27 protein-coding genes are annotated in these 21,288 nt (G+C 62.2%); 18 read left to right on the top strand and 9 right to left on the bottom strand.

The genetic code is table 11. From position 1 onward, the window contains the following. Positions 1-109 precede the first annotated feature (109 nt). A complete protein-coding gene (locus ACMA5I_RS13825) occupies positions 110-523 on the top strand; it encodes a SufE family protein (protein WP_525886864.1) in 414 nt (137 codons plus the stop codon). A gap of 1 nt (position 524) precedes the next feature. Then, the gene (bmt, locus tag ACMA5I_RS13820) at positions 525-1,535 is read left to right on the top strand and encodes a betaine--homocysteine S-methyltransferase (protein WP_525886863.1); all 1,011 of its coding nucleotides are present in this window, start codon (positions 525-527) and stop codon (positions 1,533-1,535) included. Positions 1,536-1,608: 73 nt separating this feature from the next. Here bmt and ACMA5I_RS13815 read toward each other — a convergent pair whose 3' ends face one another. Continuing rightward, on the bottom strand, positions 1,609-2,688 hold the full coding sequence (locus ACMA5I_RS13815) for a PA0069 family radical SAM protein (RefSeq protein WP_525886862.1): 1,080 nt from the start codon (positions 2,686-2,688) through the stop codon (positions 1,609-1,611). Between the two features lie 128 nt (positions 2,689-2,816). Here ACMA5I_RS13815 and ACMA5I_RS13810 point away from each other — a divergent pair, with 128 nt between their 5' ends. The 7 genes from ACMA5I_RS13810 (at position 2,817) to ACMA5I_RS13780 (ending at position 5,856) form a co-directional block, all read left to right on the top strand. Next, entirely contained in the window at positions 2,817-3,515 is a 699-nt protein-coding gene (locus ACMA5I_RS13810) for a cobalamin B12-binding domain-containing protein (protein ID WP_525886861.1), read from the top strand. Positions 3,516-3,519: 4 nt separating this feature from the next. Continuing rightward, a complete protein-coding gene (locus tag ACMA5I_RS13805; RefSeq protein ID WP_525886860.1) occupies positions 3,520-3,741 on the top strand; it encodes a hypothetical protein in 222 nt (73 codons plus the stop codon). Then, the gene (locus ACMA5I_RS13800) at positions 3,722-4,057 is read left to right on the top strand and encodes a YbjQ family protein (protein WP_525886859.1); all 336 of its coding nucleotides are present in this window, start codon (positions 3,722-3,724) and stop codon (positions 4,055-4,057) included. The genes ACMA5I_RS13805 and ACMA5I_RS13800 overlap by 20 nt, the downstream gene beginning before the upstream one ends. 124 nt (positions 4,058-4,181) lie before the next feature. Continuing rightward, a complete protein-coding gene (locus ACMA5I_RS13795; RefSeq protein ID WP_525886858.1) occupies positions 4,182-4,637 on the top strand; it encodes a hypothetical protein in 456 nt (151 codons plus the stop codon). Beyond that, entirely contained in the window at positions 4,634-5,047 is a 414-nt protein-coding gene (locus ACMA5I_RS13790) for a hypothetical protein (protein ID WP_525886857.1), read from the top strand. Before ACMA5I_RS13795 ends, ACMA5I_RS13790 begins: the two co-directional genes overlap by 4 nt. 96 nt (positions 5,048-5,143) lie before the next feature. Further along, entirely contained in the window at positions 5,144-5,503 is a 360-nt protein-coding gene (locus ACMA5I_RS13785) for a hypothetical protein (protein WP_525886856.1), read from the top strand. Next, positions 5,500-5,856 carry a hypothetical protein gene (locus ACMA5I_RS13780; RefSeq protein WP_525886855.1) on the top strand — a complete coding sequence of 119 codons (357 nt, stop codon included), beginning with the start codon at positions 5,500-5,502 and terminating at the stop codon, positions 5,854-5,856. The genes ACMA5I_RS13785 and ACMA5I_RS13780 overlap by 4 nt, the downstream gene beginning before the upstream one ends. On the opposite strand, the gene ACMA5I_RS13775 is transcribed toward ACMA5I_RS13780, so the two are convergent. From ACMA5I_RS13775 to mnmA, 3 genes are all read right to left on the bottom strand, one after another. After that, positions 5,844-6,431: a DUF1638 domain-containing protein gene (locus ACMA5I_RS13775; protein ID WP_525886854.1), complete on the bottom strand. Its 588-nt coding sequence runs from the start codon at positions 6,429-6,431 to the stop codon at positions 5,844-5,846. The two genes, ACMA5I_RS13780 and ACMA5I_RS13775, sit on opposite strands and share 13 nt — an antisense overlap. 2 nt (positions 6,432-6,433) lie before the next feature. Next, positions 6,434-7,813, bottom strand: a complete 1,380-nt coding sequence (locus ACMA5I_RS13770) for a dipeptidase (RefSeq protein ID WP_525886853.1) — start codon at positions 7,811-7,813, stop codon at positions 6,434-6,436. A 182-nt stretch (positions 7,814-7,995) separates the two neighbouring features. Next, complete coding sequence (gene mnmA, locus ACMA5I_RS13765) at positions 7,996-9,120, bottom strand: tRNA 2-thiouridine(34) synthase MnmA (protein WP_525886852.1); 1,125 nt, start codon at positions 9,118-9,120, stop codon at positions 7,996-7,998. Positions 9,121-9,241: 121 nt separating this feature from the next. Here mnmA and sciP point away from each other — a divergent pair, with 121 nt between their 5' ends. The 7 genes from sciP (at position 9,242) to ACMA5I_RS13730 (ending at position 16,163) form a co-directional block, all read left to right on the top strand. Continuing rightward, positions 9,242-9,514, top strand: coding sequence for a CtrA inhibitor SciP (sciP, locus tag ACMA5I_RS13760; protein WP_525886851.1), 273 nt, complete (start codon positions 9,242-9,244; stop codon positions 9,512-9,514). Positions 9,515-9,607: 93 nt separating this feature from the next. Continuing rightward, positions 9,608-10,324: a response regulator transcription factor CtrA gene (gene ctrA, locus ACMA5I_RS13755; RefSeq protein ID WP_525886850.1), complete on the top strand. Its 717-nt coding sequence runs from the start codon at positions 9,608-9,610 to the stop codon at positions 10,322-10,324. Positions 10,325-10,456: 132 nt separating this feature from the next. Beyond that, on the top strand, positions 10,457-12,559 hold the full coding sequence (gene ligA / locus ACMA5I_RS13750; RefSeq protein ID WP_525886849.1) for an NAD-dependent DNA ligase LigA: 2,103 nt from the start codon (positions 10,457-10,459) through the stop codon (positions 12,557-12,559). Then, the gene (recG, locus tag ACMA5I_RS13745; RefSeq protein ID WP_525886848.1) at positions 12,560-14,638 is read left to right on the top strand and encodes an ATP-dependent DNA helicase RecG; all 2,079 of its coding nucleotides are present in this window, start codon (positions 12,560-12,562) and stop codon (positions 14,636-14,638) included. Positions 14,639-14,722: 84 nt separating this feature from the next. Continuing rightward, complete coding sequence (locus tag ACMA5I_RS13740; protein ID WP_525886847.1) at positions 14,723-14,860, top strand: hypothetical protein; 138 nt, start codon at positions 14,723-14,725, stop codon at positions 14,858-14,860. A 260-nt stretch (positions 14,861-15,120) separates the two neighbouring features. Further along, a complete protein-coding gene (locus tag ACMA5I_RS13735) occupies positions 15,121-15,585 on the top strand; it encodes a hypothetical protein (RefSeq protein WP_525886846.1) in 465 nt (154 codons plus the stop codon). After that, on the top strand, positions 15,582-16,163 hold the full coding sequence (locus ACMA5I_RS13730) for an OmpA family protein (protein ID WP_525886845.1): 582 nt from the start codon (positions 15,582-15,584) through the stop codon (positions 16,161-16,163). The genes ACMA5I_RS13735 and ACMA5I_RS13730 overlap by 4 nt, the downstream gene beginning before the upstream one ends. Positions 16,164-16,182: 19 nt before the next feature. Here ACMA5I_RS13730 and ACMA5I_RS13725 read toward each other — a convergent pair whose 3' ends face one another. Beyond that, entirely contained in the window at positions 16,183-16,623 is a 441-nt protein-coding gene (locus tag ACMA5I_RS13725) for an iron-sulfur cluster assembly scaffold protein (RefSeq protein ID WP_525886844.1), read from the bottom strand. Between the two features lie 60 nt (positions 16,624-16,683). Here ACMA5I_RS13725 and hisI point away from each other — a divergent pair, with 60 nt between their 5' ends. Then, the gene (gene hisI, locus ACMA5I_RS13720; RefSeq protein ID WP_525886843.1) at positions 16,684-17,040 is read left to right on the top strand and encodes a phosphoribosyl-AMP cyclohydrolase; all 357 of its coding nucleotides are present in this window, start codon (positions 16,684-16,686) and stop codon (positions 17,038-17,040) included. Here hisI and ACMA5I_RS13715 read toward each other — a convergent pair. Next, positions 17,037-17,639 carry a glutathione S-transferase C-terminal domain-containing protein gene (locus ACMA5I_RS13715; RefSeq protein WP_525886842.1) on the bottom strand — a complete coding sequence of 201 codons (603 nt, stop codon included), beginning with the start codon at positions 17,637-17,639 and terminating at the stop codon, positions 17,037-17,039. The genes hisI and ACMA5I_RS13715 overlap by 4 nt on opposite strands. Before the next feature lie 71 nt (positions 17,640-17,710). On the opposite strand from ACMA5I_RS13715, the gene ACMA5I_RS13710 reads away from it, so the two are divergent. Continuing rightward, complete coding sequence (locus ACMA5I_RS13710; RefSeq protein WP_525886841.1) at positions 17,711-18,460, top strand: helix-turn-helix transcriptional regulator; 750 nt, start codon at positions 17,711-17,713, stop codon at positions 18,458-18,460. Here ACMA5I_RS13710 and gluQRS read toward each other — a convergent pair. Genes gluQRS through trmFO form a run of 3 tightly spaced genes read right to left on the bottom strand, consistent with a single transcriptional unit; the run spans position 18,370 to position 21,281 of the window. Further along, the gene (gene gluQRS / locus ACMA5I_RS13705; RefSeq protein ID WP_525886840.1) at positions 18,370-19,260 is read right to left on the bottom strand and encodes a tRNA glutamyl-Q(34) synthetase GluQRS; all 891 of its coding nucleotides are present in this window, start codon (positions 19,258-19,260) and stop codon (positions 18,370-18,372) included. The two genes, ACMA5I_RS13710 and gluQRS, sit on opposite strands and share 91 nt — an antisense overlap. After that, positions 19,257-19,883 carry a class I SAM-dependent DNA methyltransferase gene (locus ACMA5I_RS13700; RefSeq protein WP_525886839.1) on the bottom strand — a complete coding sequence of 209 codons (627 nt, stop codon included), beginning with the start codon at positions 19,881-19,883 and terminating at the stop codon, positions 19,257-19,259. Before ACMA5I_RS13700 ends, gluQRS begins: the two co-directional genes overlap by 4 nt. A 51-nt stretch (positions 19,884-19,934) precedes the next feature. Next, positions 19,935-21,281: a methylenetetrahydrofolate--tRNA-(uracil(54)-C(5))-methyltransferase (FADH(2)-oxidizing) TrmFO gene (gene trmFO, locus ACMA5I_RS13695; protein WP_525886838.1), complete on the bottom strand. Its 1,347-nt coding sequence runs from the start codon at positions 21,279-21,281 to the stop codon at positions 19,935-19,937. Positions 21,282-21,288 lie beyond the last annotated feature (7 nt).

Here is a 21,288-nt window from a genome sequence, read left to right as displayed (position 1 = left end):
ACCCGCGTTCTCGCAAAAGCTCGGAGGACCCTCGCACCCACACCACCCCAGCTCGCTCTTGTTGCCGGGGGCGATGATGCCTATTGTCCGCGGCGAAGAAGGAGAGCCCATGGCCACCGCCGCATTCGAAGACATTGTTGCCAATTTTGAATTTCTCGACGATTGGGAAGATCGCTACCGTTATGTCATTGAGATGGGGAAGGACTTCCCGCCGCTCGATGATGCGCTGAAGGTCGATGCGACCAAGGTGGAGGGCTGTGCCAGTCAGGTGTGGCTGGTGCCGCGCATCGAGGACGGCAAGCTGCAGTTCATGGGCGAGTCCGATGCGATGATCGTGGAGGGGCTGATCGCGGTGCTGCATGCGCTTTATGCAGGGTTGCCGCCAGCGGCGGCGGCGGCGGTGGATGCGCCGGCGGAATTGAAACGCCTCTCGCTCGATGAGGCGCTGTCGGCGCAGCGCTCGAACGGGCTGAAGGCAATGGTGGCGCGGCTGCAAGCCTATGCCGCAGAGAATGAGGGTTAAAATGGGACTTTTCAGCGATCTTCTGGCCGAGCGCGGCTTTCTGCTGACCGATGGGGCGACGGGGACGAACCTGTTCAATATGGGCCTGACCGCCGGGGATGCGCCGGAGCTGTGGAATGTCGATAAGCCGGACAATATCCGCAAGCTGTATCAGGGCGCGGTGGATGCGGGGTCGGATCTCTTTCTAACGAATTCCTTTGGCGGGAATGCAAGCCGCCTCAAGCTGCATAATGCGCAGGACCGGGTGTTTGAGCTCAACAAAATCGCCGCCGAGCTGGGCCGCGAGGTGGCGGACAAGGCGGATCGCAAGGTGATCGTTGCCGGGTCCATGGGGCCGACCGGGGATATTTTCCAGCCCGTGGGGACGCTCTCCCACGAAGAGGGCGTCGAGATGTTCGAGGAGCAGGCGCGCGGGCTGATCGCGGGCGGCGCGGATGTGCTTTGGGTCGAGACGATCTCCGCCCCTGAGGAATATCGCGCGGCGGCTGAGGCGATTGGCAATGTCGGTGCGGAATGGGTCGGGACGATGAGTTTCGACACGGCGGGGCGCACCATGATGGGCGTGACCTCCGAAGGCATGGTGGATCTGGTCGAGAGCCTTGGCCACAAGCCGGTGGCCTTTGGCGCGAATTGCGGGGTGGGGGCCTCGGATATTCTGCGCACGGTTCTGGGGATGGCGCCGACGGCGCAGCGCCCGATTGTCTCGAAAGGCAATGCGGGGATCCCGAAATATGTCGAGGGCCACATTCATTATGACGGCACCCCCGAGGTGATGGCGCAATATGCGGTGATGGCGCGGGATGCGGGCGCGGCGGTGATTGGCGGGTGCTGCGGCACCATGCCCGAGCATTTGCGGGCCATGCGCGCGGCACTCGACAGCACGCCGAAAGGCGATGCGCCGAGCCTTGAGGAAATTGCGGCGGCGCTTGGCGGGTTCTCGTCGGACAGCGATGGCACGGGCGATCCGGCGGATGCGCCCAAGCGGCAGCGCCGCAGCCGCCGGCGCGGATAACCGGCCCCGGAAACTCCACAATCGCTCGATCCCTGGCGGTCTCGCTCATGTGGATTTTCCGCGCCCTTGCGTTTCAGAAAAACGAGAGTTGATCTCCGGCCTTTGGCGGCTGCCCGAAGCGGCTGCAATCTAGCGGCGGGTTTCTCGCATCGAGGTGGAAGCGCCGTTTGGCGAGGCGGAAGCGTTGGTGGAGAAGCTCGATTTCCTTTCCCTCACCGCGCATCCGGCTGCCATAGCGCGGATCGTTGTCGCGCCCGCCGCGCATGGCGCGGATGCGGTTCATGATGTGTGCGGCCTTGCCGGGGTGGTGGCGCTCCAGCCAGTCGCGGAAGAGCGGCGCGACCTCATAGGGCAGGCGGACCGGGATCATGCTGGCGCTGCTGGCCCCGGCTTCGCGGGCGGCTTCCAGGATCGATTCCAGTTCCGGCTCGTTCAGCACCGGAATGATCGGCGCGACCATCACGCGGACCGGCACCCCGGCTTTCGTCAGCCCCTCAATCATCTTGAGCCGCGTTTGCGGCGTCGGCGCGCGGGGCTCCATCTGGCGGGCGAGTTTGGCGTTGAGCGTGGTGAGGGAGACCCCGGCGAGGGCCATGTTTTTCGCCGCGAGTTCGCCCCAGAGATCCACATCGCGCAGGACCAGCCGCCCGCGGGTGACGAGGGTGACGGGGTGGTTCCAGTCCGACAGCACGCGCAGGAGTTTCGGCATGATCTCGAATTTCGCTTCGGCGGGCTGATAGGGGTCCGTGTTGGTGCCAAGCGCGATCGGGGCAACCTTGTAGGACGGGCGCGCCAGTTGCCGCTCCAGCACTGCTGCCGCATTCGGTTTGGCGGTGAGTTTGGTTTCAAAATCAAGGCCCGGCGAGAGGCCGATATAGGAATGGCTGGGCCGGGCGAAGCAATAGATGCAGCCATGTTCGCAGCCGCGATACGGGTTGATCGAGCGGTCGAAGGGCACATCCGGGGAGGTGTTGCGAGCGATGATGCTGCGCGGCTCCTCGGTGGTGATTTCGGTGCGCAGCAGCCGCTCTTCCTCGGGAATATCCCAGCCATCCGATTCGCGCTCCCGCCGCTCCTTTTCGAAGCGGCCCGGCGGGCGGGTGTCCGCGCCGCGGGCTTTCAGGCGCTCATCGGGATTGCGTGGTGGAAGCATAAACCGAGACTAGAACACTAAGAGAACATTTACCAGTCCCAAGCCCGCGCCTTGGCGGCGCTCTGCCGCTGGTCAAGCGCCCGCAAATGCAGTATGAAGCGCCCTGATTGAACCCAAAGGCTGGACCCATGGCAGACGACGACGACCTCATTCTCTCCGAGCTCAATGATGAAGAGCTGTGCGAGCAGATGATGGACGACCTTTATGACGGTCTCAAAGACGAGATTGTCGAAGGGGTGAATATCCTGCTGGAGCGCGGCTGGATGCCCTATGACATCCTCACTAAATCGCTGGTGCTGGGGATGAAGGTCGTGGGCGATGATTTCCGCGACGGGATTCTGTTTGTCCCCGAGGTGCTGCTTGCCGCCAATGCGATGAAAGCGGGGATGGCGGTGCTGAAGCCGCTCCTGACCGAGACCGGCGCGCCGAAGCTGGGCAAGATGGTCATCGGCACGGTGAAGGGCGACATTCACGACATCGGCAAAAATCTCGTAACGATGATGATGGAAGGCGCGGGCTTCGAGGTGCGGGATCTGGGGATCAACACCGAAGCCGAGAGCTATATCAACGCGCTGCATGAGGAAGAGGCGGATATCCTCGGCATGTCGGCGCTGCTGACGACCACGATGCCCTACATGAAAAACGTCATCGACGAGTTGAAAGCGCGCGGCGAGCGCGATGATTTCATCGTCATGGTCGGGGGCGCGCCGCTCAACGAAGAGTTCGGCAAAGCCATCGGCGCGGATGCCTATTGCAAGGACGCCGCGGTCGCGGTGGAGACGGCGAAAGAGCTGATCGCGCGGCGGCATAACCAAGCCAGCGCCTGACGTGGTGAATATCTCGACACTCGCCTTTGTTCTCGTGGCTGTTTACGCGGCGCTGATCGGCGGCGTCTGGTTTTTCGGGCTGATCATCGGCATTGGGAGCGTCTCGCCATTGGCTTTGATATTGATTTTAATCGTTCTTTTTCCCATTGCTTACATTATCGGGAAAGTGATTGCCGAACGTCTGACGAATGAAGAGGACCGCAAATATGACGACATCGAAAAATGATATTCTCGTGGTGACGAGCGACATCGTGCCGGGCCGCGAGGTTGACGAGGCGCTTGGCCTCGTGCGCGGCACCACGGTGCGCGCACGCCATGTCGGTGCGGATATCGTGGCGTCAGTCCGCAGCGTTTTTGGCGGCGAGATTTCGGAGTATACGGCTATGGTTGCTGGCGCGCGTGAACAGGCGCTGGACCGGCTGCGCGATGAGGCCCGCGCGCTTGGCGCGAATGCCGTCATCGCGATGCGCTTCGAAAGCAGTTCCGGCGCGAAGGGCGAGGTCGATGTGCTGGTCTATGGGACGGCTGTGCGCCTTAAGTAACCAAAATCGGCAAGTTTTTACTCTAAAATCAAAAAAATGTCACTCCCGGATGACATTGGTTAAAATTTGATGCATTCTCATCTGCGACGCTTGGTGGATCACGCGTCAATGGAATGGGTGAGATATGAAACAGATTTTAGCACTCAGTGCGGCCCTTGCCGTCTTGAGCGCCTGCGCGTCGTCGTCGGAGATGTCCGCAGAGCAGCAGAGCGATTCCTTTCTTGAGGTTCTGAACATCCCGCCAAGCGGGCCGGTGTCGGAAACCGTGATGAAGGACGGGCTGGCCGCGATGCGCGCGGTGCCGCGTGGGTATGATTATGAGGATGTGCTGGTCGAGGGGCGGAGCGAAGGGCGCTTGCTGGTGCTGGTGCGCGCAACGCCGGAGACGAGTCTCGAAGAGGCCGATGCGGTGTATTATCGCGAGCGGGCCGTGCGGGTCTGCGTGGAAGCGGCGGAGGGCCGTCCGGCGCAGGCAATGTTTGCGACCTATCCCGATGGCGGCTATGGTGCGGCTCTGGTCTGCGACAATGCGTTGCCGCTGTCCTATGCAAACGCAAATATTCCGATGATGGCCCCATGATCCGATTTCTTCTTCCGCTCGTCGCCCTTGCCGCCTGCACCGCCCCTGCCGAGACGCCGAATGCCCGGCCGCCGGGCCTGACCAGCGATGCGGCCATTCTCGCGCGGCTTGGCGATGTGTCCGAGCGCCATCCGGAGGTGGATCTTGAAACGGCGCTCGACGAGATTACGCCGAACCGTTTGCTGGTTCTCGCGCGGGCGAGGCCCGACGCGGATGTGAATGAACTCAATGGGTTCCTCAGCGAGGTGCTGTGTATCGAGGCATCAAAAGGCCGTCCGGAGAAGACGCTGCTCCGGGATTACGCGGATGGTGATATCGGTTTGGGTTTGATCTGTGCAGAGACGCTGCCCTATGACGAGGCCGATGCGCGGATCGGGCAGCTCTCGCGCGGCGAAGCACTGGCAGATTAGACGCAGTCGGAAACTAAATCCCGCTTTTCTCCGTTGCATCTGGTGACAGCGCCGTAAGGCTCTGAAAGATTACAGGAGAATTGACGGAGAGATCTCATGTTCAGATTTGCCTTGCCGCTCGCGCTGCTTGCGGGCTGCGCCGCGACCAGCCCCGAAACCCGCGTCGATGATCCTTTGCCCGAAGATGCGAAAATGGGTCTCGATTATTACGTCTCGGGCGGCGGTGTCGTGCTGCTCGAAGCGCGGTTTGCGCGGGAGGTGCCACGCGAGCTTGCGGGCTTCATCATGGCCGAGGATTTGTGCATCGGCACGCTTGGCGGCACGCCGGAAGAGATTTCCGGGATGCCTTTCGAGGATGGCGAATTGGGGGTGCTGGTGATTTGCGCCGAGGTTCCCCAAATCGAAACCGCTAGTGACCGTATTGACGCCTGGGAGCCGGGGGATGGTGTGCAATGAAACAGTTTATGGTCCTCCCGATTCTGGGGCTCGCGGCCTGCGCGGCCAGCCCGAATGCGCCCGATGAGGTGGAGATGAGCACGCGGCTTCTCAGCACCAACAAGATGGTGCTGACGGGCACGGTTGGCCCGTCGGTCGATCCGGTGGATTTGATCAGCACGCTCGGGTTCTCCTGCGAAGCGACCATGGGCGGCACGGTGCGCCTGCTCTCCGTTCAGGAAGAGCTGCAAAATGGCCGCCGGGCGGTGATGATGATTTGCGAGGATCTCAATGATCTGGACCAGATTGGCCAGCTTGCCTCGGAGCTTGACCGCGAATTGCAGGCTCATAGTCAGGGCGGTCAGGCGGGCTGAAGCGCCGCCATCGCGGTGGCGAGATCGCCATATCCGGTGAAACGTCGCTCATAGGTGAGGCCGAGCCGATCCGCCGCGTCGCGCGCCTTGGCATCGAGCGCCGGATCGTCGGTTTGCGCGAGATAGACCAGCTTTTCGTAATTGCCGAACATCATCGGAATCAGGTCAGGATGTTTGTCGAAGCCCATGGGTTTCCAGACAAAGGCCTCGAATTGCCGGGCGAGGAAGTCGGTCAGGTAGAAGCTGGTGACTTCATCGCGCGCGGCGAAGGCTTCGTTGCCATCGAAGAAGGAATAGCAATGCGGGCCGTCGATCCGCGCGACGCCGAGGCGCGCGCAAACCGCGTCGAGTGCGCCCGCCGTGCCGCAATCGCCGTAGAGGACGAACACATCGTCATACTCCGCCCGCCGCGCGAGGATTTCAGCCTCGACGGCGGGCGCGATTTTTTCGGGCCGCAGATGCAGGTCGGCGGGCAGGCAATGCAGGTCGAGATGATCCCATCCATTCGCGGATTTGAGCGCCAGCACTTCACGTGCCAGCGCGCCGCACGCCAGAAGGAGGATCTTCTCGGCCATGGTCAGCCCGTGGTCAGCTTGTCGAGGATCCGCGCCCAGGAGCGGATGCCTTTGTGGAAGCTGCGCAGGTTGTATTTCTCATTCGGCGAATGGATCGCGTCGTCATCAAGCGCGTAGCCGATAAGCATCGCATCCATATCGAGAATGGTTTTGAAATAGCCCGCAATCGGGATCGAGCCGCCCATGCCGGAGAACACCGCCTCATTCGGCCACTCCTCGGAGAGCGCCTCGCGGGCTTTCTCGAATTCGGGCCGGTCGGTGTTCATCACCGCAGCAGGCGCGCCGTCAAGATCGCCGTTCCATGTGACCGACGCATCCTTCGGAAGCTGCGCCTTCACATGGGCGCGGAGATTTTTGCGCACCTCTGTAGGGTCCATATCGCCGACGAGGCGGCAGGTGATTTTGCAATGCGCCTCGGCGGGGATCACGGTTTTGCTGCCCGCGCCCTGATAGCCGCCCCAAAGCCCGTTGATCTCCAGCGTCGGCCGCGCCCATTGCTGTTCCAGCGTGGAATAGCCTTGCTCGCCATGGGGCTGCGAATAGCCGACCGAGCCAAGATAATCCTTTTCGTCAAAGGGGATGCTCTCCCACTGGCGGCGCATTTCATCGGAAATCTCATGCACGCCGTCATAGAAATTCGGGACGGTGACGCGGCCATTTTCATCCCAGAAACTGGCGATGACTTCGGAGATCACCCGCAGCGGGTTGAGGCCGGGGCCGCCGTAATGGCCGGAATGGAGGTCAATGCGCGGGCCGTGGAGGGTGAATTCTTCCTTCAGCATCCCGCGCAATTGCGAGGAGATCGACGGCACATCGGGCGCGACCATGGAGGTGTCGCAAATGAGCGCAAGATCGGCGGTGAGTTCCTCGCGGTTCTCTTCCATGAAAGGCACGAGAGAGGGCGAGCCGCTTTCCTCTTCGCCCTCGAAAAAGAGCGTGATCTTGCAGGGGAACGCGCCGGTCTCGGCCTTCCACGCGCGGACGGCCTCGACGAAGGTCATGAGCTGGCCTTTGTCGTCCGACGATCCACGCCCGCGAATGACCTTGCCGTTTTTGGTCTCTTCGATTTGCGGCTCGAAAGGCGGGGTGTTCCACAGCTCCAGCGGGTCGACCGGCTGCACGTCATAGTGGCCGTAGAACAGGAGATGCGGCGCGCCTTCCCCGGCATGGGCGACGACCATCGGATGGCCGGGCGTGTCCCGCAGCTCCACGTCAAAGCCGATGGTTTTGAGATCCTCGACCAGCCACTGACCGGCTTTGCGGGTCTCGTCATTATAGGCGGGGTCGGTGGAAATACTCTCGATCTTGAGCAGCTCGAACAGGCGCTCGACGGCGGGGTCGAGATCAGCGTCGATACGGTCGAGGATCTTGTCGATACTCATGAAATTCTCCTGCGAATGACTTTGGCAGGACGCTATCAGGGGCGGGCCGGGGGTGCCAGTGCTGTGATTAGGGTGGGCACTGGTGCGGGTTGTTCACGGGCAGCGATGGCGATGGCGCCGGGTCGGCGTGAGCGAAAGGGGAAGCCACGTGCACCCGGCGCGATGCGGCGGCGTGCCGGGCCTCAGCCCTTCCAGATCCAGCCGCCGCCCAAAACCTGCGGGCTGTCGGGGTTGTAGAAGACGCAAGCCTGACCCGGCGCGATGCCTTGCTCGGGGGTGAGCAGTTCGACCTCGGCCTCGCGGTCCGAGAGCGGGCGGATGATCGCGGGCGCAGGCGGGCGGGTCGAGCGGACGCGGACGAGCGCTTCGATTTCGCCCTTAAACGGGCCTTCGCCAAGCCAGTTGATCTCGCGCACCGGGATGCGGCGGGTCGCCAGTGCCTCTTTCGGGCCGACGATGACGCGGCGGGTGTCCGGGTCGAGCTTCACCACATAGAGCGGCTCGCCGCCGCCGATGCCAAGCCCGCGGCGCTGCCCGATTGTGTAGTGGATGACGCCTTTATGCTCCCCCAGAACCCGGCCATCGAGATGTACGATCTCGCCGGGATCCGCCGCACCGGGCCGCAGTTTTTCGATGACCGAGGCGTAATTGCCGTTCGGCACGAAGCAGATGTCCTGACTGTCCGGCTTGTCCGCCACCGCGAGGCCGTAGCGGGCCGCGAGTTTGCGGGTCTCGTCCTTGTTCGGCAGACCGCCCAAAGGGAAGCGCAGATAATCAAGCTGTTCTTGGGTGGTGGAGAAGAGGAAATAGCTCTGATCGCGGTTCGGGTCGGCGGCGCTGTGGAGCTCCGCCTTGCCGTCCACCATCTCGCGGCGGATATAGTGACCCGTCGCCATGCAATCCGCGTCGAGATCCTTGGCCGTTTCCAGAAGATCGCGGAACTTCACCCGCTCATTGCAGCGGATGCAAGGCACCGGGGTCGCGCCCGCGAGATAAGCATCGGCGAACTCGTCAATCACGCTTTCCTTGAACTTGCTCTCATAGTCGAGAACGTAATGGGGAAAGCCCATTTCCTCGGCTACCCGGCGCGCATCATGGATGTCGCGGCCCGCACAGCACGCACCTTTTTTCGCCAGCGCCGCGCCGTGATCGTAAAGCTGGAGCGTCACCCCCACCACGTCATAGCCTTCTTCGGCCAGCATAGCGGCCACGACCGAGCTATCGACACCGCCGGACATGGCGACGACGACACGGGTGTCTTGCGGGGCCTTCGCAAAGCCCAAAGAATTGCGCGCGTGATGGGTCATGATGATCTCCTGAAGCGCGCAATATAAGAAAATTGTCGGTATTCTGAAAGGGGGGGCTTCAAAGGATTTTAACGGACACAGGGTTAACTCGCCCATGGGTAAAACAAATGGGTGAAAAACGATGTATGTCCGTAAAGTTGCGGGCCCGGTCTCTGTGCGCGGGCTCAATGGGGAACTGATCACACGTGCCGATCTGCCGCCGGAGGATACGGTCCGCTGGGTGGCAGGGCGCAAAGCCATTGTCGTGGCCGCCGTTCAGGGCGGAATGTTAACGGAAGAAGAGGCCTGCGAGAAATACTCACTTTCCGCAGATGAGCTGGCAGAATGGATGACTCTGGCCTCGGAACATGGAAGTGCAGCACTAAAAACGACAAAGATAAAAAATTACCGATAATGTTGTTTCCCTCTTCCGGTCCTTTTTTTAAACTTTGCGTTAACCTTATTGCGCAAGGTTAACCGCCATACGGCAGAGTCACCGGAGGGAAATATGCGCATTTTGTTGGTCGAGGACGACCCCGTCACATCGCGAAGCATCGAAATGATGCTCGCGGGGGCGAATTTTAACGTCTACGCGACGGATCTCGGCGAGGAATGTATCGATCTTGCAAAGCTTTACGATTATGATCTGATCTTACTCGATCTCAATCTACCAGACATTCACGGCTATGATGTTCTGCGCCAGTTGCGGCGCGGGCGCATCGAGACACCGATCCTGATTCTCTCCGGCGAATCAGAAACCGAGGATAAAATCCGCGGTTTTGGCTTCGGGGCCGATGATTACATGACCAAACCTTTCCACCAGGAAGAACTGGTCGCGCGGATCCATGCGATTGTGCGCCGCTCGAAAGGGCATGCGCAGTCGATCATCGCGACGGGCCGCGTTAAGGTTAATCTGGATGCCAAGACGGTGGAGGTGGACGGCAAGCCCGTGCATCTGACCGGCAAGGAATACCAGATGTTCGAGCTTCTGAGCCTGCGCAAGGGCACCACGCTCACCAAGGAGATGTTCCTGAACCATCTCTATGGCGGGATGGATGAGCCGGAGCTGAAGATCATCGACGTGTTTATCTGTAAGCTTCGCAAGAAACTGTCTACCGCTCTGGGCGGCGACAACTATATCGATACAGTCTGGGGCCGCGGCTATGTGCTGCGCGATCCGGTGCCGGATGAGGTGCGCGAAGTCGCGCATGTCGCGAACGGGTAAACGGTAAACCATGTTTCAAAAGAGACCGGCCTTCGGGCCGGTTTCTTTTTGCGCGCATGGCAGGGCGGGAAAACGCCGCTTTTGCCAGCGCGCGGGGAGGGTTATGAAGAGGGCAAGCTGAGAGGTTTGCCGATGGAAAAAGAAATCGAAACGCTGTCCGAAGACGCCGCGAAGGCGCGGCTGACGCAGCTTGCGGAGACGTTAAGCCAGGCGGAAGCGGACTACCGCGACGCCGCGCCCGCGCTCACAGATGCGGAATATGACGCGCTGAAGCGGGAAAACGCAGCTATTGAGGCAAAATTTCCGCATTTAAAGCGCGCGGATAGCCCGAGTGAGCGGGTCGGCGCGCCGGTTGCCGCCGGATTTGGCAAGATCAAGCATCCGGTGCCGATGCTCTCCCTCGCCAATGGTTTCGATGATGAGGATATTGCGGAATTCGACGCCTCCGTGAAGCGGTTTCTCGGCCTGCCTGCGGATCAGGATCTGGCCTATATGGCGGAGCCGAAGATCGACGGGCTATCGCTCGCGCTGCGCTATGAAAAGGGCGAGCTGGTCTATGCGGCGACGCGCGGCGATGGGCAGACGGGTGAGGACGTCACCAAAAATGCCTGCACGATCAAGGACATTCCGGCAAAACTTCAAGGCGACGCGCCGGATCTGATTGAGGTGCGCGGCGAGGTCTATATGTCTCACGCCGATTTCGCGGCGCTCAATGCGCGGCAGGAGGCGGAGGGCGGGCAGATCTTCGCCAATCCGCGCAATGCCGCCGCCGGATCGCTGCGCCAGTTGGATGCGAGCGTCACCGAAAAACGCCCGCTGCGCTTTTTCGCCTATAGCTGGGGCGCGCTCTCCGCGCCGCTGGGCGAAACGCAATCGGCGAGTCTCGATGCCTTCGCGGCCTTTGGCCTACCGGTGAACAGTGACTCGAAGCGCTGCAAGAACGTGCAAGAGATCATTGATTATTATAATGAAATCTCCGCGCGCCGTGCTGATCTTGGCTATGATATCGACGGCGTGGTCTACAAGGTGGACGACCTTGCGTTGCAAAACCGCATGGGCCTGCGCTCGACGACGCCCCGCTGGGCGATTGCCCATAAATTCCCGGCGGAGATTGCGGAAACCACGATTGAGGCGATCGACATTCAGGTGGGCCGGACCGGCGCGCTCTCGCCGGTGGCGCGCCTCAAGCCGGTGACGGTGGGCGGGGTCGTTGTTTCGAACGCCACGCTGCACAACGCCGACTATATCGCCGGGCTCGACAGCCGCGGCGCCCAGATCCGCGAGGGCCGCGATATTCGCGTTGGCGATCAGGTCACGATCTACCGCGCGGGCGATGTGATCCCGAAGGTTCTGGACGTGATCGCCCATAAGGACGGCGCGGAACTCTATGAATTCCCGACCGAATGTCCGATCTGCGGCGCGCCGGTGATCCGCGAACCGGGTGAGGCGGTCCATCGCTGCACGGGCGCGCTCTCCTGCCCGGCGCAGGCGGTGGAGAAGCTGAAACACTTCGTCTCCCGCGCCGCATTCGACATCGAAGGGCTCGGCGCGAAGCAGGTGGAAAGTTTCTACGCTCTCGGCTGGATCACCTCGCCGGTGGAGATTTTCACCCTCGAAGAGCGCCACGGGCCCGCCACCGCACAGCCGCTCCGCGCGCTCGAAGGCTGGGGCGCGCAGTCCGCGAAGAACCTTTTCAAAGCGATTGATGATAAACGCGAAATCCCGTTCGCGCGGTTGATTTTCGGCCTCGGTATTCGCCATGTGGGCGAGGTCACGGGCAAGATGCTCGCGCGGCATTATGGTGACTGGGATAGTTTCCGCAGCGCGCTTGATGCTGCGGCGGAGGACGAGACGGCGCGGGCGGAACTGCTGGCGATTGACGGCGTCGGCCCGGTGATGGCCGAGGCGCTGATTGATTTTGCCAAGGCTGAGGAGGCGCGCAAGATCATGGACCAGCTTGGCGAGATCCTGACGATCACGCCGGAGGAAGCGCCGCAGACCTCCTCGAAGATTTCCGGGAAGACGCTTGTTTTCACGGGAACATTGGAGGAAATGACCCGCTCGGAGGCCAAGGCGCGGGCCGAGGCGCTTGGGGCGAAGGTATCCGGTTCCGTCTCCGCGAAAACCGATTTGGTCGTCGCCGGGCCGGGCGGCGGTTCCAAGCTGAAAAAGGCGCAGGAACTCGGCATCGAGACGGTCGATGAGGCGGGCTTTCGCGCGCTGATCGAGGGCTGAATGGCACGGCCCGAAGCGCTTTTCCCCCTCTTCGGCGATCTGGAATCGCTGCCGGGGATTGGGCGCAAAACGGCGGAACATCTTGAGAATCTGGCGATTTTCAAACCCGCCGATCTCGCGTTCACGCTGCCTGCGGGCGTGCATGACCGGCGCTTGCGTGAGAGGCTGGCGGACACTCCGGCGGGCATGGCGAGCTTCCGCGTGATCGTGCTGGCCCATCAGAAACCGGCCAGCCGGAGCCGTCCCTGGCGCGTTGATTGCGCGGTCGGGCCGGACCGGCTCCAGATCGTGTTTTTCCATGCGCGTGGAGACTGGGTGGAGCGGCAGCTTCCGGTGGGCGCGGAGCGGATCGTGTCGGGGAAACTGGAGTGGTTCGAGGGCCGTCCGCAGATCGCGCATCCTGATTATATTACGGAAAACGAAGGGGAAATTCCTGCGTTTGAGCCTGTTTATCCGCTGACGGAAGGAGTGACGCAAAAGACCATGCGCAAGGCGGCGGAGGGGGTTTTGGACTTGCTGCCGACGCTGCCGGAATGGATCGCGCCGTCGCTCAAAGCCAAGGAAAACTGGCCGGATTGGGATGCGGCGCTCACCGCTGCGCATCATCCGAAAAGCACGGTGGCGCTGCAGGCGAAGGACCCGGCGCGGCGGCGGCTGGCCTATGACGAGGTGTTCGCGCATCAATTGGCGCTGGCCATTTCGCGGCAAAATCGGCGGCGGACGCGCGGGCGGGTGACGGTTGGAGATGGGCATTTGCGCGGCAAGGTGATCGCGGCGTTGCCCTTCGCGCCGACGGGGGCGCAAACGCGCGCGGTGGAGGAGATTGCCGCCGATCTCGCCGCGCCGCAGCGCATGTATCGGCTGCTTCAGGGCGATGTCGGCGCGGGCAAAACGCTGGTCGCGATGCTGGCGCTTTTGACGGCGGTTGAGGCGGGCGGACAGGGCGCGATGATGGCCCCGACTGAGATCCTCGCGCGGCAACATGCGGCGGCGCTGGCGCCGCTCGCGGAGGCGGCGGGTGTTCAGATGGTCACTTTAACAGGCCGCGATAGTGGGCGGGACCGGCAGGAAAAACTGGAGCGGATTGCGAGCGGTGAGGCACAGGTTATCCTCGGCACCCACGCCCTGTTCCAGCGCGATGTGAGCTTCCACGACCTGCGCCTTGCGGTGATTGACGAGCAGCACCGTTTCGGGGTGCGTCAGCGGATGGATCTGGGCGCGAAGGGCGCGGCGGTCGATATGCTGGTGATGACCGCGACGCCGATCCCGCGCTCGCTCGCGCTCAGCCAATATGGCGAGATGGATGTGAGCGTGCTGGACGAAAAGCCGCCGGGCCGCCAGCCGGTCGAGACGGTGCTGGTTTCGATGGAGCGCGAGGCGCAGGTGGTAGAGAGGCTCCGGGCGGCGATCTCCGGCGGGGCGCAGATTTACTGGGTCTGCCCGCTCGTCGAGGAGAGCGAGGTGATGGACCTCAAATCCGTCGAGGACCGCGCGCGGGTGCTCCGCAAGGCGCTCGGCGAGGAGGCGGTCGGCCTCGTTCACGGCCAGATGCTGCCGGAGGCGCGGGATACGGCCATGGCGGATTTCAAGGCCGGGCGCACGCGGCTTTTGGTGGCGACGACGGTGATCGAAGTGGGCGTCGATGTGCCGAATGCGACAATCATGGTGATCGAAAACGCCGAGCATTTTGGCCTGGCGCAACTTCATCAATTGCGCGGAAGGGTCGGGCGCGGCTCGGAAAAATCGACTTGCTTGCTGCTCTATGCGCCGCCCCTGGGCAAGACGGCAGAGGCGCGGCTGAAGGCGCTGCGAGAGACCGAGGACGGGTTCCGCATTGCTGAGACGGATCTCAAACTGCGCGGTGCGGGCGATCTTTTGGGCGTCGCGCAATCGGGCCTCCCGCGCTTCCGCATCGCCGATATCGAGGCAGATGCGGCGCTGATGGCGCTGGCCCAATCCGATTCTCGCGCGCTCCTTGAGTCGGACCCGAATCTGACCTCGGACCGGGGCGAGGCGGCGCGCTATGTTCTTTACTTGTTCTCACATGATGAGAGTTTCCGTTTCCTTTCAGTGGGTTGAGCGTTCACCCTTAATGTTCCGATAATGTTCTTGACTGACCGGGTCATTAATGAGAACAATTGGTAAACATCAAAGGAGAACGCCATGAAACATCTGATGAACACCGCACACACGGCCCATCACGTGGCACGGATGAACAAGGAGCTGATTGCCGATGCGTTCGGAATGAGCGCCGTGGCCGTCCTGATCCTCGGTGTGTTTTTCCTGCCCAGCCTCGTCTGACGGCCAAAGGTTACGCCTCGGGTTCAGGCGTGTCGGGGACACCTCTCTGCCCCGCAACAAATGCTGCCGAACTGCCTCCGGCTGCTTGCTCTGAAGAACCCCAACTGCCCCGCCGAAATGGCGGGGTTTTTTTGTGGCTATGGCGCGGAAGTTTGCCAATTCGATTTAAATCTTCCCGATGCGGAATTTTACCCTTCATCTCCGGCCCAAACCGATTAGGGTGCAAAGTGCAATTCTTTAATTTACGGGGTGGATCCATGATGACCAAAAGCTTGAGAACTCTTCTGACCATTGCGGTGCCGTTGGTCTTTTCTGCACAGGCGGTCGTCGCGCAAGATAATGGCCCGATCGCGACCGGCCAGCATGCGAGCGGTGAGGTGGTGGCCGAAATTGATGGGATGGTGCCGGAGACGGACCGGGTCACGATCAAAATGACCCTGCGCCCGACCCAAGAAGGCAGCCGGGTATCGCCGAAGGTGATTTATTCGGGTCTCAATGGAAATGTCTATGAGGAGATCTATCTGCTTGCTGGAGATACGAAATACATGCTCCTGCGTGACGACGGAAACAATGTGATCGCGTCGCGATCCCTTGTGGCAAGCGGTTCAGGCCCGTCGCTTGGCGTTTGGTACGGTGTGTTCCCGATGCCCGATCCGGGTGAGGCGATCATGCTGTTCATGCCGAATATGCAACCCATTGGTCCCTTCACCATGCAGGCGCGATGAGCTTCTCGATGCGTCTTTTCATGATCGCCAGTCTTGCTTGCGCCATGCCGTTTGCGGCGCAGGCGCAAGACGCGGGCGAGGATCTGTCGCCCTTTATGCGAGATCTGGTCTACGATACACGCATGTTGATGCTGCCGGCCGCGGATTTGCCGGACAGCCTGCGAGCGGTTGCCGATGAAACCGACGGGATGGCCCTGCGCGAGACCGAGGACAGCTTCATCCTGTCGGTGACAAGCGACGTGCTTTTCGCCTTTGACAGCGCGGAGTTGTCAGAGACGGCGCAGACCACGCTCAGCGATATCGCGGCCTTGCTGAAGGCGAATCCAGGTCCGGCGGTCAATGTTGTCGGCCATACGGATTCCAAGGGTGAGGACGCGTATAATCAGACCCTCTCCGAAGAGCGCGCGGCGTCGGTCATGGCGTTCTTGCAGGAAAATGACGTGGCCGCGGAGCGATTGAGCGCGAGCGGTCGCGGGGAGGCCGAGCCGGTTGCCCCGAATGAGGTGGACGGTGCCGACAACCCCGAGGGCCGCGCGCAAAATCGCCGTGTGGAATTTATTCTGCCCAAAGAAGATTAAGGCAACCTTTGGTGCCGCCTTACCCCTCCCACGCCTCCAGCACCGCCTCGGGCGCCAGCATGATCGAGGCGTGGCGGTTGGCGTAGTCGCGGGCGGGGAGCAGGACTTCGTAATCGGCGAAGGGGGCGGTCGGCACGGGGCCGTCCTCTTTCAGCATGGCGCGCAATTCGCGTGCGAGCGCCTCCACCTCGTCTCGGCTCCGGCCCACCACTTGCGCGGCGAAAATCGCGGCGGAGGCGGTGCCGAGGGCGCAGGCGCGCACGGTGTGGCTGTAATCGGCGATCACCCCGTCCTCGATTTTTAGCGCCACTTCCAGCGACGAGCCGCAAAGGGGGGAGCGGCGGCTGGCGGTCAGATCCGGGTTCGCGAGCGGTTCGGTCTTGGGCAGGTTCTGCGAAAAGGCCAAAATCCGCTCGGAATAGAGCGACATGAGGTCGGTTTTGTCCTGATCTTGGCTCATGGTCTTTTCCCGCGCAGTGCTTCGCTTTACCTAAGGCGCATGAGAGGGAAAGGGAAGGGCATGGGTTTCGACATTGATGCGCTGAAATACACCGAGGCCGGGCTGATCCCCGCCATTGCGCAAGCCGAAAGCGGCGAGGTGCTGATGATGGCGTGGATGAACGCGGCGAGCATTCGCGAGACGCTGGAGACGGGGCAGGTCTGTTACTGGTCGCGCTCGCGGCAGAGTTTCTGGCGCAAGGGGGAGAGTTCGGGCCATGTGCAGAGGCTGATCGAGATGCGCGTCGACTGCGATGCGGACACGCTTTTGCTGATCGTCGATCAAAAAGGCCCCGCCTGTCACACGAACCGGCGGAGCTGTTTTTATCGTGCCGTTCGGGACGGCGCATTTGTCGAGCTGATGACGCCTGAGAGTTAACCGGCCATCGCCGCCTGCTCGCGTTCCATGACGCGGGTGAGGGCGGGACGGTCCGCGCAGCGGGCGACCCATGCGCGGATCACGTCGCTCTGCGGCATGAAATCCGGGAAGAAAATGAAGGGCGAGGCGCAGAGCAGGTCGGCGGCGGAGTAGTCCTCGCCCAGAAGATAGGGCCCGTCCTTCAGTCCGTCTTCCAGCGTGCTGACCATGGTGTCGACCGTGCCGAAGCTTTTGGCCATCGCCGGATGGTCGATCTGGCCAAAGACGGAGGTGAGGATCGGCTCCATAACGCCCTGATAATAAAACAGCCATTTGAGGTAAGCGCCGCGTTTTGGGTCGCCGATGGGGCGGCCAAGCGGGCTGTCCGGCACCATGTCGGTGAGATAGAGGATGATCGCGCCGCGCTCGCGGATTTGCTCGTCCCCATCGACCAGCAGCGGCACTTTCTTTTCGGGATGCGGGTTCTTCGGGTCCGGCCCGCCGGAGCCGTCCTGACGGGGGATGGACACCGTCTCGATCTGCACCTCTAAGCCCATCTCTTCAACGAGTTGGAGGATATTGGTCGAGCGGCTCATGGGCGCGTGGTAGAGGGTCAGCATCGGTTTCTCCTTGTGTTTCGATGGGGGCAATCTACGCTTGGCCTGCTGACAATTTGCGTCAGGAGGGAGCGATGGCCCGTACAGATCGTTTGATGCGTCTGATGGACGCGCTGCGCCGCTTGCCCGCGCCGGTCACGGCCGCGCGGCTGGCGGCGGAAACCGATGTCTCGCCGCGCCAGATTTACCGCGATATTGCGACGCTTCGGGCCGGCGGCGCGCTGATCGACGGGGAGGCGGGGCTTGGCTATACGCTCACCGAGGACCGCGCGCTGCCGCCGCAATCCTTCAGCCGGCTGGAGATCGAGGCGCTGATGCTGGCGGTGAACGGGCTCGGGGCGCTTGGCGATCCGCGCCTGAGCCGGGCCGGGGCCGACGCGCTCGCCCGGATCATCGCGACCCTGCCGGAGCGGCAATCGCGGCAGGCGGCCCATGCGATTCTGCGCTCGCATCGCGCGCCGCAGATCCGGCCCGAGCCGCAGGTGGATATGGACCTCATCCACCGCGCCTGTTGGGAGGAATTCAGCCTGCACTGCACCTATCGCGACCTCAAGGGGCAGGTGACGGCCCGCGAGATCTGGCCGCTCGCGCTTTCCTACACCGAAAGCAGCCTGATGCTGCTCGTCCATTGCAAGCTGCGGGAGGATTTTCGCACCTTCCATGTCAGCCATATCCTGAGCATCGCCGAGGGCGGTACCAGTTTCCGTCCGCGCCGGGTGGGCCTGATCCGGGACTATGTGGCGGCGCTGAAGGCGCGCCCGCCCGCGCCGTCCTGCCCGATGATCGACCGGATTTCCGAGGGCGATACCCCGTCCTCGCGGTAAAGCCGGATCGCCCGCGCATCGTCGCGTTTGGCGAGGCGTTTGCCGTTTTCGTCGCGGATCAGCCGGTGGTGGCGATAGATCGGGGTGGGGAGGCCGAGCAATTTTTGCAGCAGCACATGGATCGCGGTGGCCTCGAAAAGATCGGCGCCGCGCGTGACATGGGTGACGTCCTGCGCCGCGTCGTCCAGCACGACCGAGAGGTGATAGCTCGTGCCCATATCCTTGCGCCCCAACACCACATCGCCAATATTTTCAATAAGATGCGCGGGCGTGATCTCGTGACGCGTGCCCTCCGGGGTGCCATGGATCTCGCCGATTTCCGTGAACGCGACCGGCCCGACCGCCTCCGCCGCCTTGCGCATATCGAGGCGGAGGGCCATGCCGCCCGGCATCGCTTTAGGGCGCGGTTTGTCGCGACAGGTGCCGGGATAGACCGGCCCGTCTGGCCCCATGGGCGCGCCCTCCTGCGGGGCGGAGAGGGCGGTAGCAATGTCCTTGCGGTTACATGAACAAGGGTAAATAAGCGCCCGATCCCAAAGGGACTTTAGCGTCTCGTGATACACATCCAGCCGCTCCGATTGCCGCATCACCGGCGTCTCCCACGTGATCCCGAGCCAGGCCAGATCCTCGTAAATCAGCGCTTCCCATTCCGCCCGCGCGCGGCCTTGGTCGATGTCCTCGATGCGCAGGAGAAACCGCCCGCCTGCGGACCTCGCGGCGTCATAGGCGGTGAGGGCGGAGAAGGCGTGGCCGAGATGCAGCGGCCCGGTCGGCGAGGGCGCGAAGCGCTCGACGGTCACCGCTTGCGCATCACATAAACATCCGCGCCCATATCCAGCCCGGTCAGATGCGGCCCATGTTCGCGGAAGAGAAGCTCGGCCCGCCCGCCATCGATCAGATTGTTGATCTGGGCGAGATAGGCATGATGCTTCATGGTCAAGTCATTCTGCGTAAAGGCAAAAAGCCCGCCGGGTTTGACCAGCTCCATGGTCCGCACAATCGTTGCGGGCGGCGCGTGATGGGGGGTGATGACGCCAATCGCGGTCACATAGTCCCATTGCCCGTCGATGTTAAAATCGCTGGTGAAATCGGTTTGGATGAGGTTGCGAAAAAAAGGCTTCTTGCGGGCTTCGGCGAGCATGGTCTCCGAGCGGTCCACCCCGTCAATCGTGGTAAACCCGGCCTCGGTCAGCGCTTCGGCAGAAAGCCCGGTGCCGCAACCGAGGTCGAGCAGCGGCAGCGCCTTGTCTTCGGCAAATTGCGACAGCGCCTTGGCCGTGCGGTAATGGCTCTGATAGCCGTATTCGATCAGATCCGCGTCGTAACTCGGGCCCCATTCTTCGGTGAGGGGCAGGCTGTCGTCAGGGTCCTGCGCGAAATACCGGTTGAGAAATCCGAGGGCGGTGGAGAGTGGGTTGTTCATAAGGACCATCATAACGGTCCTGTGGGGCGTGTCAAAAGCCGCCCGCGCGGGTCAGACGCCCGCGAGCCAGTCCGTGAAATCCGCCTTCGCCCGGTCGGTATAGGCTTTGTAACGGGTCTTGCGGCCCTTCCGCCCGCCGCGTGCATCCACGGGCGGGAAGAGTCCGAAATTCACGTTCATCGGCTGGAAGGTTTTCGCATCCGCGCCGCCGGTGATATGGGTGATGAGCGCGCCCATGGCGGTGGTGTTCGGCGGCGCGCCCGCGGTTTTGCCAAGCGCTTCGGCGGCGGCGAGACGGCCCGCAAGCAGCCCCATTGCGGCGCTCTCCACATAGCCCTCCACCCCCGTGACCTGACCCGCAAAACGCAGATGCGGCGCGGCTTTGAGGCGCAGCTGATCGTCCAGAAGTTCCGGCGAGTTGATGAAAATATTGCGGTGAATCCCGCCGAGCCGGGCAAAGCGCGCGTCCTCAAGGCCGGGGATCATCCGCAGCACATCCGTCTGCGCGCCATATTTCATTTTCGTCTGGAATCCCACGATGTTGAAGAGGGTTCCTAAAGCGTTGTCCCGGCGCAGTTGCACCACCGCATAGGGCTTGTTCGTCGGGTCATGCGGGTTGGTGAGGCCCACCGGCTTCATCGGCCCAAAGCGCAGCGTATCGCGCCCGCGCGATGCCATCACCTCGATGGGCAGGCAGCCGTCGAAATAGGGCGTGTCCTTCTCCCAATCCTTGAACTCGGTCTTTTCGGATTCCAGCAGCGCGTCGATGAAGGCCTCATATTGCGCCTTGTCCATCGGGCAGTTGAGGTAGGCCTTCTGCTCCGCCTCCGTCTCGCCCTTGTCATAGCGGGACTGGAACCAGGCGCGGTCCATATTGATGCTGTCATGGTAAACAATCGGCGCAATGGCATCGAAGAACGCCAGCCCGTCCTTGCCCGTCGCGTCCAATATCGCATGGGCAAGCGACTCCGAGGTTTGCGGCCCGGTCGCGATGATCGTCTGGCCCCAGTCCTCAGGCGGAAGACCCGAGATTTCGCCATATTCTACAGTAACTTGCGGATGATTCTTCAAGCGCGCTGTCACCGCTGCGGAGAAGCCATGCCGATCCACCGCCAAAGCGCCGCCCGCAGGCAGCGTGTGCTGATCCGCCATCGCCATGATGAGGCCATTCGCCGCCCGCATCTCCCAATGCAGAAGGCCAACCGCGTTCTGCTCATTGTCGTCCGAGCGGAAGGAATTGGAGCAGACCAGTTCGGCAAAATCGCCGGTCTGATGGGCAAAGGTCGGCTTTTCGGGGCGCATTTCATGCAGCACCACGGGCAGGCCCGCTTCGGCGATTTGCCAGGCGGCTTCGGAGCCCGCGAGGCCCCCGCCGATGATATGGATCGGTTTGGTCATGGCGCGG

It is taken from the genome of Jujubicoccus corallicola (assembly GCF_047345645.1).
Lineage (GTDB): Bacteria > Pseudomonadota > Alphaproteobacteria > Rhodobacterales > Rhodobacteraceae > JBLEFH01.
This window is presented reverse-complemented; position numbering and strand designations above follow the sequence as displayed.